This is a genomic window from Streptomyces sp. NPDC006193, from assembly GCF_040613915.1.
Taxonomy (GTDB): Bacteria; Actinomycetota; Actinomycetes; order Streptomycetales; family Streptomycetaceae; genus Streptomyces.
The window spans coordinates 57,293-72,574 of record NZ_JBEXTB010000021.1; the positions used below are offsets into that span (position 1 = coordinate 57,293).

Below are 15,282 nucleotides of genomic sequence, written 5' to 3' on the forward strand. Positions count from 1 at the left end.
CGGGAGGACGACACGGTGGCCGGCGACAAGCAGGCGGAGACGACGGCGGTGCCCGCCGAGGCCCGCGAGAAGCACGCGCAGCTTGCGGAGCAGATCGAGGAGCACCGCTTCCGGTACTACGTGAAGGACGCTCCCGTCATCAGCGACGCGGAGTTCGACGGGCTCCTGAAGACCCTGGAGGCCCTGGAGGAGGAGTATCCGGAACTGCGCACCCCGGACTCGCCCACCCAGAAGGTCGCGGGGTCGTACGAGACGGAGTTCACCGCGGTCGAGCACCGCGAGCGGATGCTGTCGCTCGACAACACCTTCAACGACGGCGAGCTGGCCGCCTGGGCCGACCGCATCGCCAGGGAGCTGGGCGAGCAGGAGTACCACTTCCTGTGCGAGCTGAAGGTGGACGGCCTCGCGGTCAACCTCACCTACGTCAAGGGCCGTCTCGCCCGCGCGGCCACCCGCGGCGACGGCCGCACCGGCGAGGACATCACCCCGAACGTCCGCACCATCGCGGACGTCCCGGACCGCCTCCGGGGCGACGAGGTCCCCGACCTGGTGGAGATCCGCGGCGAGGTCTACTTCCCGATGGAGCGGTTCCTGGAGCTGAACGAGCGGCTGGTCGCGGCCGGCGACAAGCCGTTCGCCAACCCGCGCAACGCCGCCGCCGGTTCGCTGCGCCAGAAGGACCCGCGGGTCACCGCCACCCGCCCGCTGCACATGGTCGTCCACGGCATCGGCGCCCTGGAGGGCTTCACCGGCATGGCCCGGCTCTCCCAGGCGTACGACCTGATGAAGAGCTGGGGCCTGCCCACCTCCCGGCACAACCGGGTGGTGGACGACCTCGACGGCGTCCGGGAGTTCATCGCGCACTACGGCGAGAACCGCCACTCGGTCGAACACGAGATCGACGGTGTGGTGGTCAAGCTGGACGAGATCCGCCTCCAGGGGCGGCTCGGCTCCACCGCGCGGGCGCCCCGCTGGGCGATCGCCTACAAGTACGCGCCCGAAGAGGTGAACACCAAGCTCATCGACATCAAGGTCGCCGTCGGCCGCACCGGCCGGGTCACCCCGTACGCCCAGGTGGAGCCGGTGACGGTCGCGGGCAGCGAGGTGGAGTTCGCCACCCTGCACAACCAGGAGGTCGTCAAGGCCAAGGGCGTCCTCATCGGCGACACCGTCGTCCTGCGCAAGGCCGGTGACGTCATCCCGGAGATCCTCGGCCCGGTGGCCGACCTGCGGGACGGCAGCGAGCGGGAGTTCGTGATGCCGGGCGAGTGCCCCGAGTGCGGCACGCCGCTGCGGCCCATGAAGGAGGGCGACATCGACCTCCGCTGCCCCAACGCCCGCACCTGCCCGGCCCAGTTGCGGGGACGCGTCTCCTACCTCGCGGGCCGCGAGTGCCTGGACATCGAGCACTTCGGCGACGTGGCCGCCGCCGCGCTCACCCAGCCGCTGGAGCCGGCCGACCCGCCGCTGGTGGACGAGGGCGACCTGTTCGACCTGACGGTCGAGAAGCTGCTGCCGATCAGGGCCTATGTCCTCGACCCCGACAGCGGCCTGCCCAAGCGCGACCCCAGAACCGGCGAGGAGAAGGTCGCCCGGGTCTTCGCCACCCAGAAGGGCGAGCCGAAGAAGAACACCCTCGCGCTGCTGGCGAACATCGAGGCCGCCAAGTCCCGCCCGCTGGCGCGTTTCCTGAACGGGCTGTCCATCCGCCACGTGGGACCGGTGGCCGCGCAGGCGCTCGCGCGCGAGTTCCGCTCCATCGACCGCATCGAACAGGCCACCGAGGAGGAGCTGGCGGCCGCCGAGGGCGTCGGCCCGACCATCGCCGCGGCGCTCAAGGAATGGTTCGCCGAGGACTGGCACCGCGAGATCGTGCGCAAGTGGAAGGCCGCCGGAGTGCCGCTGGAGGACGCCTCGTCCGGCGAGGACGACGGTCCGCGCCCGCTGGAGGGGCTCACGGTCGTCGTCACCGGCACGCTGGAGAACCACACGCGGGACGGCGCCAAGGAGGCGCTGCAGAGCCGGGGCGCGAAGGTGACCGGATCGGTCTCCAAAAAAACTTCATTCGTCGTTGTGGGTGATAACCCCGGATCGAAGTACGACAAGGCCATGCAACTGAAGGTTCCCGTTCTGAACGAGGAAGGTTTCGAGGTCCTGTTGGAACAGGGCCCGGAAGCCGCCGCGGAAGTCGCGCTGACGACCGGAGAGTAGCGGTTGAAGGCCACCCGATCGGCGCATATCAGATGCATACGGGTGGCCCGGGCGCATTCGGGCAACCGTCGAAGACCGCTGCCCGTGGAAGCCTTCCGCGGCCTACTGTTGAGGTGTGCGCCTGCCGTGCCCGGCTGCGGCTGGAGCACCCCCGTGCCCGCCGAAGGCACGGGGCAGGTTTCTTCGACGCGGAGCCGCTGATGGTTGTCCGGCATCGGGCCGCGTGGCGTGGGCACCGCCGGCTGTGAGAGGGACGGGAATGGAACCGACCGAGAGCGCCGCCCCGGACTCATGGCTGCGCCTGCGCCGCCGTGCGGGCGTGCGGAGGGGGAACCGGTGGAGCACGCGCGCCGACGGGCGTACGCCCGCCCGGCCGCGCCGCCCGGACGCGTCCCGGGCCGCCGAGGCCCATGTCCCGGTCCCCGTGGCCGTCCGGCCCGCCCCGGGCCCGGCGGCCGCCGACAGCGAACGGCACACGTCCTGGCCGGCGCTGCCCGTGTCCGTCCTCGCCGCCTCATGCGTCCTGGGCGCCGGCTTCTACCGCGCCTACTCCGGCCGGCACGCCCTCTTCCCCGGCGGCACGGCCGGCTGGTCGCTGGCCCTGCTCACCGGCGTCATCGTCGGCCACCTCGTCATGCTGGGCCGCGCCCGCTGGTGGGGCGGCACCGGATCGGGCGCCGCGCTCACCCTCGCCGCACTGCTGCTGTACGGCTGGGTGCCCGCCGGCCTGGTCAGCCTCACCGTGGTCGTCCTGGTCGGCATCGCCCGGCGGCACCGCTGGCGCCAAGGGCTGCAGCACGGCGCGGTGGACATCCTCGGCATCGGCGCCGGCGCCCTGCTGCTCGGCGCGTTCGGCCGGGTGCCGAGCGTCGAGGAGCCCTGGCGGCCCGGCACCTGGAGCATCGCCACGGCCCCCCAGGTCGCCCTGGTCGCCGTCGCCTACCTCGCCGTCAGCCGCGGCCTGCTGTGGTACCTGCACGCCCCGCGCGACGGCGGGGTGCCCACCGTCGCCCGCACCGCGCTGGTCAGACAGGGCCTGACCGCCGTCGCGCTGCTCGGCATCGCGCCCCTGCTGTGCGTCGTCGCCGACGCCCGGCCGGTCCTGCTCCCGCTGTTCGCCATCCCCCTCATCGCCCTGGACTCCACCCTGTGGATGGCCCGCGCCCGCGCCGAGGAGCAGCTGCGCGACCCGCTCACCGGGCTGCCCAACCGGCAGTGGCTGCTGGAGCGGATCTGGACCGCCCTCGACGACGCCGAGCGCATCGACGCCCGCTCCGCCCTCATGCTGATCGACCTCGATCGCTTCCGGTCGGTGAACGACACCCTCGGTCATCTCGCCGGGGACCGGCTGCTGCTCCAGATCGCCGACCGGCTGCGGCTCGCCCTGCCGCGCGGCGCGGAGGCCGCCCGGCTCGGCGGCGACGAGTTCGCCGTCTTACTGCCCGTCGCCGACTCCACCACGTCGGCCACCCGCGTCGCCCGCGGCCTCGTCGCCGCCCTCAGCTCCCCCCTCGACCTCGACGGTCTGACCCTCGTCCTGGAGGCCAGCGCCGGCGTCGCCGTCTTCCCGGACCACGCGCTCGACGCCGAAGGACTGCTGCGCCGGGCCGATGTGGCGATGTACCAGGCCAAACGGGACCGTACGGGCGTGGAGGTGTACGAGTCCAAGCGGGACTCCAACACCCCGGACCGCCTCGGCCTGCTGGGCGACCTGCGCCGCGCCCTGGACGCGCACGAGGTGGAGCTGCACTACCAGCCCAAGGTCCGCTTCGACGGACAGGTCGCCGGTCTGGAGGCGCTGGTCCGGTGGGTGCACCCCGAGCGCGGCAAGGTCCCGCCGGACGAGTTCATAGCGATAGCCGAGTCCTCGGGGCTGATGCCCCACCTCACCGAGTACGTCCTGGAGACCGCGCTCGCCCAGGTCGCCCGGTGGCGCGCCCAGGGGCTGCGGGTGCCCGTCGCCGTCAACGTCTCCCCGCGTGACGTCCACACCCCCGGATTCGCGGGCTCCGTCGCCGCGCGCCTCGCCCGGCACGGGGTCCCGGCCGGAGCGCTCCAGCTGGAGATCACCGAACACGTCCTGCTGGAGGACCCGCAGCGGGCCGCCGACACCCTGGCCGGGCTCACCGGGCACGGCGTGAAGATGTCGCTGGACGACTTCGGCACCGGCTACTCCTCCCTGGTGCACCTGCGCCGGCTGCCGGTCAGCGAGCTGAAGATCGACCGCTCCTTCGTGGCCCGGCTGGCCGTCGACGCCGAGGACGCCGCGATCGTCCGGTGCACCGTCGACCTGGCCCACTCCCTGGGCCTGCTCGTCGTCGCCGAGGGCGTGGAGGACGACGAGACCTGGGAGCGGCTGCGGGACCTGGGGTGCGACGCGGTGCAGGGCTGGCTGGTCGCCGCCGCGATGCCTCCGGAGGAGACGACCGCGTGGCTGCTGGCCCGGGGTTCTCGCGGATGGCAGCGGCCCCGGGCCGCCCTGCCCGCCGCCGAGTAGGCGCACCCGCCCGCGGCCGGGCGACTCCCGCGCCCGCCGGCCCGTTCCCCGTCCGGCATCCGGGAGCGCCGCCGCGGCCGCTGACATGATCCGTGCCCCGGACCGCCGTCCGCCCGCCACGCCAAGGGGATGTGCCATGTCGCTGTTCGTTCCGAGGTTCGACGAGACCGTGCTGGTCCGGGACGCCGAGGCCGAGGTGCTCGGCGGCGACCCGGTCGCCATCACACTGCTGGCCGACAGCAGCGCCAGCGGCGGCGCGCTGTCCACCGTCCGCGTCACCCTCGGCGAGGGCGCCGACGGAGCCGGGCCGCACCTGCACCGCAACTCGGCCGAGATGTTCTACCTGCTCGACGGCGAGGCCGAGGTCCTCACCGGCGACGACGTCGTCACCGCCGCGCGCGGCGACCTGATCGTCGTCCCGCCCGACCGCCCCCACGCCTTCGCCGCCGCCCCCGGCAGCACCGCCGACCTGCTGGTCGTCATCACCCCGGGCGTCGAGCGCTTCGGGTACTTCCGCCACCTGCAGCGCATCCGCCTCGGCGAGGCCACGGCGGAGAGCCTGCGCGAGGTCCAGGAGCGGTACGACAACCACTTCCTGAGCAGCGCGGCCTGGCAGGCGCGGCGCCGCTGAGACCGGGCCCCGGCGAACCGTTTCACGGACACCCGGGCCCGCCCCATAGGATTGGGCCCAAACCGCACACACTCACCCCAGAGGAACGCTGCATGCCTGGCATCACGCGCGAGGAGGTCGCCCACCTCGCCCGGCTGGCGCGTCTGGAGCTGAAGCCCGAAGAGCTCGATCACTTCGCAGGCCAGCTGGACGACATCATCGGCGCGGTCGCCCGCGTCAGCGAGGTCGCCGACCGAGACGTACCGCCGACCTCGCACCCGCTCCCGCTGACGAACGTCATGCGCCCGGACGAGGTCCGTCCCTCGCTCACCCCCGAGCAGGCGCTCTCCAGCGCCCCGGCCCAGGAGCAGCAGCGTTTCAAGGTGCCGCAGATCCTGGGGGAGGAGTAACCCGCCATGACGGCCAAAGACATCGAACACTGCATCAAGCTCACGGCCGCCGAGATCGCCGCGCGGATCGCCTCCGGCGAACTGACGGCCGTCGAGGTCACCGAGGCGCACCTGGCCCGGATCGAGGCCGTGGACGAGAAGGTGCACGCCTTCCTCCACGTCGACCGCGAGGGCGCCCTCGCCCAGGCCCGTGCCGTGGACGAGAAGCGGGCCCGCGGCGAGAAGCTCGGCCCGCTGGCCGGCGTCCCGCTCGCCCTGAAGGACATCTTCACCACCGAGGGCGTGCCCACGACCGTCGGCTCGAAGATCCTCGAGGGCTGGATCCCGCCGTACGACGCGACGCTCACCAAGCGGCTGAAGGCCGCCGACGTCGTCATCCTCGGCAAGACCAACATGGACGAGTTCGCCATGGGGTCCTCCACCGAGAACAGCGCCTACGGCCCGACCGGCAACCCCTGGGACCTCACCCGGATCCCCGGCGGCTCCGGCGGCGGCTCCAGCGCCGCCCTCGCCGCCTTCGAGGCCCCGCTCGCCATCGGCACCGACACCGGCGGCTCGATCCGCCAGCCTGCCGCCGTCACCGGCACGGTCGGCGTGAAGCCCACGTACGGCGCGGTGTCCCGCTACGGCATGGTCGCCTTCTCCTCCTCCCTCGACCAGGGCGGCCCCTGCGCCCGTACGGTCCTGGACGCGGCCCTGCTGCACGAGGTGATCGCCGGCCACGACCCGCTGGACTCCACGTCCATCGACGCCCCCGTCCCGCCGGTCGTCGAGGCCGCCCGCAACGGCAGCGTGCGGGGCATGCGCGTCGGCGTGGTCAAGCAGTTCCGCGGCGAGGGCTACCAGCCCGGCGTCATCCAGCGCTTCGACGAGTCGGTCGAGCTGCTCCGGGAGCTGGGCGCCGACATCGTCGAGCTGGACTGCCCGTCCTTCGACCTGGCCCTGTCGGCGTACTACCTGATCGCGCCGTCCGAGTGCTCCTCCAACCTGGCCCGCTTCGACGGCCTGCGCTACGGCCTGCGCGTCGGCGACGACGGCGCCCGCTCCGCCGAGGAGGTCACCTCCCTCACCCGCGAGGCCGGCTTCGGTCCCGAGGTGAAGCGCCGCATCATGCTCGGCACCTACGCGCTGAGCTCCGGCTACTACGACGCGTACTACGGCAGCGCCCAGAAGGTCCGCACGCTGATCAAGCAGGACTTCGACCGGGCCTTCGAGCAGGTCGACGTGATCGTCTCCCCGACGACCCCGACCACCGCCTTCGCGATCGGCGAGCGCGCCGACGACCCGATGGCGATGTACCTCGCGGACCTGTGCACCATCCCGACCAACCTGGCCGGCAACGCGGCCATGTCCCTGCCCTGCGGTCTCGCCCCGGAGGACGGCCTCCCGGTGGGCCTGCAGATCATCGCCCCGGCGATGCAGGACGACCGACTGTACAAGGTGGGCGCCGCCGTCGAGGCCGCCTTCGTGGAAAAGTGGGGACACCCGCTGCTGGAGGAGGCTCCGTCGTTGTGAGCGCACTGACCAAGGCCAAAGGCTTCAAGAAGTCGAAGTCCGGTACGTACCTGTCCATGGCCGGGACCGCATTCGGCGCGATCGGTGTCGCCAAGCGGCTCAAGAAGGCCCGCGCCGAGAAGGACACCCTGGTCCTGATCGACGCCACCGTGTCCGCCGTCGCCATCGTCACCGGCCTCGCCATCCTCTACCGCGAGCTCAAGCGGCTGGGCGACGACGACGTCCTGCTGGGCTGAGAGGGAAGTTTCACCGTGACCACCACGACCGACCTGGTGTCGTACGAGGACGCGCTGGCGTCGTACGACCCCGTCATGGGCCTCGAGGTCCATGTCGAACTCGGCACCAAGACCAAGATGTTCTGCGGCTGCTCCACCGCGCTGGGCGCCGACCCGAACAGCCAGACCTGCCCGGTCTGCCTCGGTCTGCCCGGCGCGCTCCCGGTCGTCAACGCGACCGCCGTCGAGTCCGCGATCAAGATCGGTCTCGCGCTGAACTGCGAGATCGCCGAGTGGTGCCGCTTCGCCCGGAAGAACTACTTCTATCCGGACATGCCGAAGAACTTCCAGACCTCCCAGTACGACGAGCCGATCGCCTTCGACGGCTACCTCGACGTACAGCTGGAGGACGGCGAGGTCTTCCGCGTGGAGATCGAGCGCGCCCACATGGAGGAGGACACCGGCAAGTCGACGCACGTCGGCGGCGCCACGGGCCGCATCCACGGCGCGTCCCACTCCCTGCTGGACTACAACCGCGCCGGCATCCCGCTCATCGAGATCGTCACCAAGCCCATCGTCGGCGCCGGCGAGCGCGCCCCCGAGGTGGCGAAGGCGTACGTCCGCGAGCTGCGCGAGGTCATCCGGGCCCTCGGCGTGTCCGAGGCGCGCATGGAGATGGGCCAGATGCGCTGCGACGTGAACCTGTCGCTGATGCCCAAGGGCAGCGACAGGTTCGGCACGCGCTCGGAGACGAAGAACGTCAACTCCCTGCGCTCGGTGGAGCGTGCCGCCCGCTACGAGATTCAGCGCCACGCGGCGGTCCTCTCCGGCGGCGGCACGATCGTCCAGGAGACCCGCCACTTCCACGAGGACACCGGCAGCACCACCTCCGGCCGGACGAAGGAGGAGGCCGAGGACTACCGGTACTTCCCCGAGCCCGACCTGGTGCCGGTCGCCCCCTCCCGCGAGTGGGTCGAGAAGATCCGCGCGAGCCTGCCCGAGCTGCCGCTGGCCCGCCGCACCCGGCTGCTCGCCGAGTGGGGCATCACCGCCACCGACATGCAGGCGATCCTCAACGCGGGGGCGCTGGAGCCGATCGTCGCCACGATCGACGCCGGCGCCGACGCGGCCTCCGCGCGCAAGTGGTGGATGGGCGAACTGGCGCGCAGCGCCAACGAGTCCGGCAAGGCGCTGGACGAGCTGGCGATCACTCCGGCGCAGGTGGCCCGGGTCACCGAGCTGGTGGCCGCGGGCGACCTGAACGACAAGCTGGCCCGGCAGGTCATCGAGGGCGTCCTCGCGGGCGAGGGCACCCCGGACGAGGTCGTCGAGAAGCGCGGTCTGAAGGTCGTCTCCGACGAGGGCGCGCTGACCGCCGCCGTGGACGAGGCCATCGCCGGCAACCCCGCCGTCGCGGACAAGATCCGCGGCGGCAAGGTGGCTGCGGCCGGCGCGCTGGTCGGCGCGGTCATGAAGGCCACCCGCGGCCAGGCCGACGCGGCCCGTGTCAAGGAGCTGATCCTCCAGAAGCTGGGCGTCGCCGAGGGCTGAGCGGGGCCGAGCAGCCGTCAGCCGCAGGGGGATGCGCCGGGTCCGGCGCATCCCCCTGCGCGTCGTGGGGATCCCCGAGCGGCCCCGGCCTGTCACCCCGCGTCACGGGGCCCCCGGCACAAGGCGCTACGCTCCCGCGCCATGAGTGGACGCACCGATTCCGACGCCGGACCCGCGATAGCCGACGAGGCGGAGGAGTACGCCGAGGAGGCCCCGGAGGAGTACGCCGAGGACGCCCGGCGGGCCCGCTGGACCGCCACCGGCACCGGGGCGCTGCTGACGCTGGCCGGACTGGCCGCCGCGCTGCTGCGGTCCACCGGCGCGGCCCCGGCCCTGGTCCCCGCCGCCTACGCCGCGGGCGCCGCCGTGTGCGCCCTGGCCGCGGCCCTCGGCTCCCGGGGCCGTACCCGCAGGGCCCTGTGGCTGCTGATCGCCGGGACGATGGTCATGGCAGTCGGTGACCAGTTCGACTGAGGCGCGCGCATGAGAGGCTCTCCAGCGTCTCGACGAAGGAACTGCGGGAGGAGCAGCACTGCGATGTACGCGGCATCCCTGGGTGACGACGGAGCCGAACTGCGGCCTCTGGAGGTGTGGCACGCCGAGGAACTCCTCGCGCACATGGACCGGGGCCGAAAGTTCATCGGCCGGCACGTCGGTCTGCCGGACGTCGTCCGCGACCTCGACGGCGCGCGTGCCTGGCTGAAGTCGTACGCCGACAAGCGCGCCGCCGACGCCGGCAGCGTGCACGGCATCTGGCTGGACGGCGAGCTCGTCGGCGGACTGCTGTTCCGGGTCTGGGACACGCGGACCGGGGTCTGCGAGGCGGGCTGCTGGCTGGAGCCCGCGGCGGCCGGGCGCGGACTGGTCACGCGCGGCCTGCGGCTGCTGCTCGACTGGGCCTTCGAGGAGCGCGGCATGCACCGGGTGGAGTGGTACGTCTCCTCGGCCAACGCGCCGAGCATCGAGGTGGCCCGGCGGCTCGGCATGACCCGCGAGGGCGTGCTCCGCGAGAACTACCCGCACCGGGGGGTGCGCAGCAGCACCGAGATCTGGGCGGTGCTCGCGCCGGAGTGGAGCGCGGCACGCACGCGCACCGCGCACGACGCCCGTTGAGAATCCTCTCGCACGGCGAGCGGGCCGGCAGGGGACGCGGGGGTCGTCCGTGCGCACCTCACCGGTTCCCTGAGGCCCCTTACGCGTGTGCGCCGCCCTCCCGGCCGGCCGAAGATGCGGCACCTGCCCGATGCGGCGCGACCCACCGGAGGACGACGGTGGAGGTGTCGCAGAAGCGACGACACCGCCCAGCCCGGAGGGACCCGCCGTGCTCCGACTCGAACTCCACCGGATCCGGATCGCCGAACTGCTGCGCGCGGCCGACCAGGAGCGCCGCGCCCGCGAGGCCGTCCGCTCCCGCCGCGCCGCCCGCCGTGCGCGCTCCGGCGACCCCGGCGCCCCGGCCGCCGAAGCCCGTACCGGCCGCCCCCGCCGGCGCCGGCAGCCGTGCCCCGCGTGACCACGGGGGCGGAGGGCGGCCGTACGGAGGGCCGCCGTACGGAGGGCGGCCTTCCGGGGTCCCGGGGCCGTACGGGTCCCCGGCGGAGCCGTACGGCCCCTTCGTCCGCCGGCGCTGCCCGTCCGGACCGCACGACGACTCACCCCGCTACCGGTGCGACGATCGCACCGGGGCTGTGGACAACCGGCGCCCGCCCACCCCGGTCCCGTGCGATGCTCGGGCCCGTGGAGACCAGGTCCGTCAGTCCCGTGTTCGTCGGCCGCGCCGACGAGTTGAGCGTGCTCGACGACGCGCTCGCCCGTGCCGCCGCGGCCGAGCCGCAGGCGCTGCTGCTCGGCGGGGAGGCGGGCGTCGGCAAGACGCGCCTCGTCGAGGAGTTCGCCGCGGCCGCCGCCGGCCGGCAGGCCGTCGTCGCCGTCGGCGGCTGCGTGGAGATCGGCGCCGACGGACTGCCGTTCGCTCCTTTCTCCACCGCGCTGCGCGTCCTGCGGGACGCCCTGCCCGAGGAGTTCGCCGCCGCGGCGGCCGGACAGGAGGCGGAACTGGCCCGGCTGCTGCCGGACCTCGGCGAGACCGCCGCCGGCCGCCACGACGGACCGGGCACGGCCCGCCTGTTCGAGCTGACCGCCCGGCTGCTGGAGCGGGTCGCCGCCGACCGGACCGTCGTGCTGGTCCTGGAGGACCTGCACTGGTCCGACGCCTCCACCCGCCACCTCCTCGCCTACCTCCTCCGCACCCTGCGCGCCGGCCGGCTCCTCGTCCTGGCCACCTACCGCTCCGACGACATCCACCGCCGCCACCCGCTGCGCCCCCTGCTCGCCGAGCTGGACCGGCTGCGCACCGTCCGCCGCATCGAACTCGCCCGCTTCACCCGCGAGGAGGCCGGCCGCCAGATCGCCGGCATCCTCGCCGCCGAACCCGACCCCGCCCAGGTCGACGAGATCTACGAACGCTCCGACGGCAACGCGTTCTTCATCGAGGAGCTCGCCGTCGCCGCCCGCCAGGGCGGCTGCCCGGGCCTGACCGACTCCCTGCGCGATCTGCTCCTGGTCCGGGTCGAGGCGCTGCCCGAGAACGCCCAGCGGGTCGCCCGCGTCGTCGCCGAGGGCGGCTCCACGGTGGAGTACCGCCTGATCGCCGCGGTGGCCCGGCTCTGCGAGGACGACCTCATCGAGGCGCTGCGGGCCGCTGTCGGCGCCAACATCCTCACCGCCGCCCGGACCGGCGACGCCTACCGCTTCCGGCACTCACTGGTCCGGGAGGCCGTCGCCGACGACCTGCTGCCCGGCGAGCGCTCCCGGATCAACCGCCGCTACGCCGAGGCCCTGGAGGCCGACCCCGCGCTCGTCCCGGCCGAAGCCCGCGTGATGCGGCTGGCCAGCTACTGGTACCACGCCCACGACCCCGCCAAGGCCCTGCCCGCCGTCCTGGCCGCGTCCGTCGTGGCCCGCCGCCGGCACGCCCACACCGAGCAGCTCGGCCTGCTGGAACGGGCGATGGAACTGTGGGACCGCGCCCCGCAGGACGTGCGCGCGGCCCTGCGCCCGGCCGACTGCGCCGACGTGTACCCCCCGAGCGGCCGCGACCCGGCCACCACCCCGCTGCGCTACCTCGACCTGCTGGCCGAGGCAGCCGTGGCGGGCCGCTTCGGCGGTGAACGGGAACGCGCCCTGAAGATCACCAAGCAGGCGCTGCGCCTCCTGGAGGACGAACCGGACCCCCTGCGCGCCGCCTGGTTCTGGGTGCAGCGCTCCCGGCTGGTCCAGGCGCAGGCACGCGGCGACGGCTGGCGGGAACTGGCCACCGCCCAGGAGCTGGTGCGCGGGCTGCCGCCGTCCGAGGTGCACGCCGAGGTGCTGGCCGTCGCCGCCAACTGGTCCATGCGGCACCGGCCCGGCCCGGAGGCCTTCGCCGCCGCCGAGCGGGCCGTGGAGTACGCGCGAATGGTGGGCGCCCGCGAGACCGGACTGCACGCCCGGCTCACCCTGGGCGGTCTCACGGTGGACGCCGGCGACCCCGCGACCGGCCTCGCGCAGATGCGGCAGGTGCTGCGGGACAGCCGGGCGGAGGGCATGCACCGCGTGACGGGCCGCGCCTACGCCGACCTGTCCTCCGCGTTGCGGAGCGTCGGCCGGGACCGGGAGGCGGTTCCCCTCCTGCGCGAGGGCATCGACTTCTGCCGCCGGCACGGGCTGCCGGGGTCCGAGGCACGGGCCTGGGGCGACCTGTCCGACGCCCTGTACGCGTCCGGCCGGTGGACGGAGGCCGCCGAGGCCGCCGCGCACGCGGCCCGGGCCGGCCACGGCGCCGGACTCCGGGGCGCGGGCGCCCTGCGTCTGGCCCGCCTCGCCCTGGCCCGCGGCGATCTCGCCGAGGCCGCCCGGCGCCTCGCCGCCGCCCGCGCCCGGTACGGCACCCACGACCCCGTGCCCCAGCAGTCCCTGCCGCTGGCCAGGATCGCCCTCGGCGTCGCCGCCGCCGAGGGCCGCATCGCCGATGCCCGCGCCGTGCTGCTCGACGCCCTGGACGCCGGGTTCCCGCCCGGCGCCCACCGCCACGCCTGGCCGCTGCTGCTGGCCGCCGCCACCGCCGAGGCCGACGCCCGCGCCCTGCCCGCCGCCCGGCCCGGCCGCGCCGAGGTGCTCGACCGCCTCTCGACGGCGGTGCGCACGCTGACCACCGGCGTCCCGCTCTGGCACGCCCACGGCCTGTGGGCCCGCGCCGAGCTGCTCCGCGCCGAGGACGCGGACGGCATCGACGCCTGGTCCCCGGTCGTCACGGCCTTCGAGTGCCTGGACCGCCCCTACGACCTGGCCCGGGTCCGCCACCGCCTCGCCGCGGCGCTGCTGGCCGTGGGCGGTGACGACGAACGCGACCGCGCCGCGGAACTGCTCCGGCTGACCGCCGCGGTCGCCGCCCACCTCGACGCCCGTCCCCTCGCCGACGCCGTCGCCCGGCTCGCCCGGCGTGCCCGCCTCACGCTGTCCCGCACCCCGCGCGAGGGCGCCGCCCCGGCCGACCCGGCCGCGGCGCTCGGCCTCACCAGCCGGGAGCGGGACGTCCTCGGCCTGGTCGCGGCCGGCCGCACCAACCGCCAGATAGCCGAGGCGCTGTTCATCTCCCCGAAGACGGCGAGCGTCCACGTCTCCAACATCCTCGGCAAGCTCTCCGTCTCGGGCCGGGGCGAGGCCGCGGCGGTGGCGCACCGGCTGGGACTGTTCGAGGCCGGGACGCTCGCTGCCGAAACGCGGGGCTGAGACCTACGCTGGAGACAACCGGCAGTGAGGGGGAGCCGTGTTCAACATGTTCGAGGAACTGTTCGCGCCCGGCCGCAAACACACCAGGGACGAGCAGAACCGGCTCGAACTGACCCGTGAGGACGTCGGCGACAACGACCCCGGCCGCGGTCCCATCGACCTCGCGTCCGGCAAGGCGGTGATACGCCTGTCGGAACAGGAACAGGAACAGGAAGCCGAACAGGAAGCCGAACCGGAATCGGAACCGGAAGCCGAACCGGAACACGATCCGGCGCCGGAACAGGAACCCGATCCGGCGCCGGCGCCGACCGAGGCGGGGCCGGGGAGGAGTGAGCGGGGCTAGGCGACCCGTACCTCCAGCACCCGGTCGTCGCCCTTCTCCGGCGTGCCCCGGCCGTCGGTGTTGCTCGTCACCAGCCAGATCCTGCCGTCGCCCGCCGCGGCCACCGTGCGAAGACGGCCGTGGACGCCGGTGAGGAACGCCTGGGGAGCGGCCGAGGCCCTGGTGCCGTCCAGCGGGATGCGCCACAGGCGCTCGCCCTTCAGGCCCGCCATCCAGATCGAACCCCCGGCGTAGGCGATGCCGCTGGGGGAGGCGTCGTCGGTGTGCCACTGGACGAGCGGGTCGCGGAACCCGGGCGTGGAGGACCTGCCCTCGGCGTCCGGCCAGCCGTAGTCGCCGCCCGGCACGATCGCGTTCAGCTCGTCCCAGGTGTCCTGTCCGAACTCCGAGGCGAACAGCCGCTGTCTGCCGTCCCAGGCCAGACCCTGGACATTGCGGTGGCCGTACGAGTACACCGGGGAGCCGCGGAACGGATTGCCCGGCGCCGGTTCGCCGTCCGGGGTGAGGCGGAGGATCTTGCCGCCCAGGGACTTCCTGTCCCGCGCCAGGCCGCGCCGCCCGCTCTCGCCGGTGCCCGCGTAGAGCATGCCGTCGGGGCCGAACGCGATCCGGCCGCCGTTGTGCACGAAGCCCTTCGGGATGCCTTTGAACACCGTGTCCGGGGCGCCGAGCTGCTCCCCGGCCGGCTTGTGCTCGTCGTACAGCATGCGGACGATGCGGTTGTCCGACGCCGAGGTGAAGTAGGCGTAGACCATGTGGTCGGAGGCGTAGTCGGGGGAGAGGGCGATGCCCAGCAGGCCGCCCTCGCCGGCCGGTGAGACCCCGGAGACCGTGCCCAGTTCCGTCCTGCGGCCGGTCCTCGTGTCGATCCGGGTGATCGTGCCCTCGTCACGGGAGCCGACCAGCAGACCGCCGTCGGGCAGCGGAGCCAGCCCCCACGGCGACTTCAGGCCCCCGGCCACCGTGCGCACCACCGTCGCGGAGCCCCGGGCGGGGGGCGTCGTCCCGGTGGCCCGCGGGGAGGGGGCGCCCGGCGCGCTGCCCCTCGCCGCGCTCGCGGCCGCGTCCGGTCCTCCGCCCGCGCCGGAGGAGCAGCCCGCCGTCAGCAGGAGGGCGGCCGCGGCCAGCACGGACGTCACAGCTCGTCGTCGCACGATCAT

General features: G+C 74.0%; 13 protein-coding genes. 12 read left to right on the forward strand and 1 reads right to left on the reverse strand.

Features of this window, described 5'->3' with window-relative positions:
• Nucleotides 1-15 precede the first annotated feature (15 nt).
• The 12 genes from ligA to ABZ261_RS19840 all read left to right on the forward strand — a co-directional run bounded on the left by ligA (nt 16) and on the right by ABZ261_RS19840 (nt 14,122).
• Nucleotides 16-2,211 (forward strand): NAD-dependent DNA ligase LigA, encoded by a 2,196-nt coding sequence (gene ligA / locus ABZ261_RS19785; RefSeq protein WP_356860828.1) that lies wholly within the window; start codon nt 16-18, stop codon nt 2,209-2,211.
• A 259-nt stretch (nt 2,212-2,470) separates the two neighbouring features.
• Nucleotides 2,471-4,708 (forward strand): bifunctional diguanylate cyclase/phosphodiesterase, encoded by a 2,238-nt coding sequence (locus ABZ261_RS19790; protein WP_356860830.1) that lies wholly within the window; start codon nt 2,471-2,473, stop codon nt 4,706-4,708.
• A gap of 136 nt (nt 4,709-4,844) precedes the next feature.
• Entirely contained in the window at nt 4,845-5,339 is a 495-nt protein-coding gene (locus ABZ261_RS19795) for a cupin domain-containing protein (RefSeq protein WP_356860832.1), read from the forward strand.
• Between the two features lie 92 nt (nt 5,340-5,431).
• Nucleotides 5,432-5,728, forward strand: coding sequence for an Asp-tRNA(Asn)/Glu-tRNA(Gln) amidotransferase subunit GatC (gene gatC / locus ABZ261_RS19800; RefSeq protein WP_356860834.1), 297 nt, complete (start codon nt 5,432-5,434; stop codon nt 5,726-5,728).
• 6 nt (nt 5,729-5,734) lie between these two features.
• Complete coding sequence (gene gatA, locus ABZ261_RS19805) at nt 5,735-7,243, forward strand: Asp-tRNA(Asn)/Glu-tRNA(Gln) amidotransferase subunit GatA (protein ID WP_356860836.1); 1,509 nt, start codon at nt 5,735-5,737, stop codon at nt 7,241-7,243.
• Complete coding sequence (locus tag ABZ261_RS19810) at nt 7,240-7,479, forward strand: hypothetical protein (protein ID WP_003993134.1); 240 nt, start codon at nt 7,240-7,242, stop codon at nt 7,477-7,479. Before gatA ends, ABZ261_RS19810 begins: the two co-directional genes overlap by 4 nt.
• A gap of 15 nt (nt 7,480-7,494) precedes the next feature.
• Complete coding sequence (gatB, locus tag ABZ261_RS19815; protein WP_356860838.1) at nt 7,495-9,009, forward strand: Asp-tRNA(Asn)/Glu-tRNA(Gln) amidotransferase subunit GatB; 1,515 nt, start codon at nt 7,495-7,497, stop codon at nt 9,007-9,009.
• A gap of 141 nt (nt 9,010-9,150) precedes the next feature.
• Entirely contained in the window at nt 9,151-9,483 is a 333-nt protein-coding gene (locus tag ABZ261_RS19820; protein ID WP_356860840.1) for a hypothetical protein, read from the forward strand.
• A 63-nt stretch (nt 9,484-9,546) separates the two neighbouring features.
• On the forward strand, nt 9,547-10,122 hold the full coding sequence (locus ABZ261_RS19825; protein ID WP_356860841.1) for a GNAT family protein: 576 nt from the start codon (nt 9,547-9,549) through the stop codon (nt 10,120-10,122).
• 208 nt (nt 10,123-10,330) lie between these two features.
• On the forward strand, nt 10,331-10,522 hold the full coding sequence (locus ABZ261_RS19830) for a hypothetical protein (RefSeq protein WP_356860843.1): 192 nt from the start codon (nt 10,331-10,333) through the stop codon (nt 10,520-10,522).
• Between the two features lie 212 nt (nt 10,523-10,734).
• Nucleotides 10,735-13,779 carry an AAA family ATPase gene (locus ABZ261_RS19835; RefSeq protein WP_356860845.1) on the forward strand — a complete coding sequence of 1,015 codons (3,045 nt, stop codon included), beginning with the start codon at nt 10,735-10,737 and terminating at the stop codon, nt 13,777-13,779.
• A 37-nt stretch (nt 13,780-13,816) separates the two neighbouring features.
• A complete protein-coding gene (locus ABZ261_RS19840) occupies nt 13,817-14,122 on the forward strand; it encodes a DUF6191 domain-containing protein (RefSeq protein ID WP_356860847.1) in 306 nt (101 codons plus the stop codon).
• On the opposite strand, the gene ABZ261_RS19845 is transcribed toward ABZ261_RS19840, so the two are convergent.
• Entirely contained in the window at nt 14,119-15,282 is a 1,164-nt protein-coding gene (locus tag ABZ261_RS19845) for a PQQ-dependent sugar dehydrogenase (RefSeq protein WP_356860849.1), read from the reverse strand. The two genes, ABZ261_RS19840 and ABZ261_RS19845, sit on opposite strands and share 4 nt — an antisense overlap.

What these genes read in the sequence shown, in the direction of transcription:
- ABZ261_RS19825 (WP_356860841.1), top strand. Translation starts at nt 9,547, where the DNA reads ATGTACGCGGCATCCCTGGGTGACGACGGAGCCGAACTGCGGCCTCTG.
- ABZ261_RS19790 (WP_356860830.1), top strand. Translation starts at nt 2,471, where the DNA reads ATGGAACCGACCGAGAGCGCCGCCCCGGACTCATGGCTGCGCCTGCGC.
- gatA (WP_356860836.1), top strand. Translation starts at nt 5,735, where the DNA reads ATGACGGCCAAAGACATCGAACACTGCATCAAGCTCACGGCCGCCGAG.
- ABZ261_RS19835 (WP_356860845.1), top strand. Translation starts at nt 10,735, where the DNA reads ATGCTCGGGCCCGTGGAGACCAGGTCCGTCAGTCCCGTGTTCGTCGGC.
- ABZ261_RS19845 (WP_356860849.1), bottom strand. Translation starts at nt 15,282, where the DNA reads ATGATCGTGCGACGACGAGCTGTGACGTCCGTGCTGGCCGCGGCCGCC.
- ABZ261_RS19795 (WP_356860832.1), top strand. Translation starts at nt 4,845, where the DNA reads ATGTCGCTGTTCGTTCCGAGGTTCGACGAGACCGTGCTGGTCCGGGAC.
- ABZ261_RS19820 (WP_356860840.1), top strand. Translation starts at nt 9,151, where the DNA reads ATGAGTGGACGCACCGATTCCGACGCCGGACCCGCGATAGCCGACGAG.
- gatC (WP_356860834.1), top strand. Translation starts at nt 5,432, where the DNA reads ATGCCTGGCATCACGCGCGAGGAGGTCGCCCACCTCGCCCGGCTGGCG.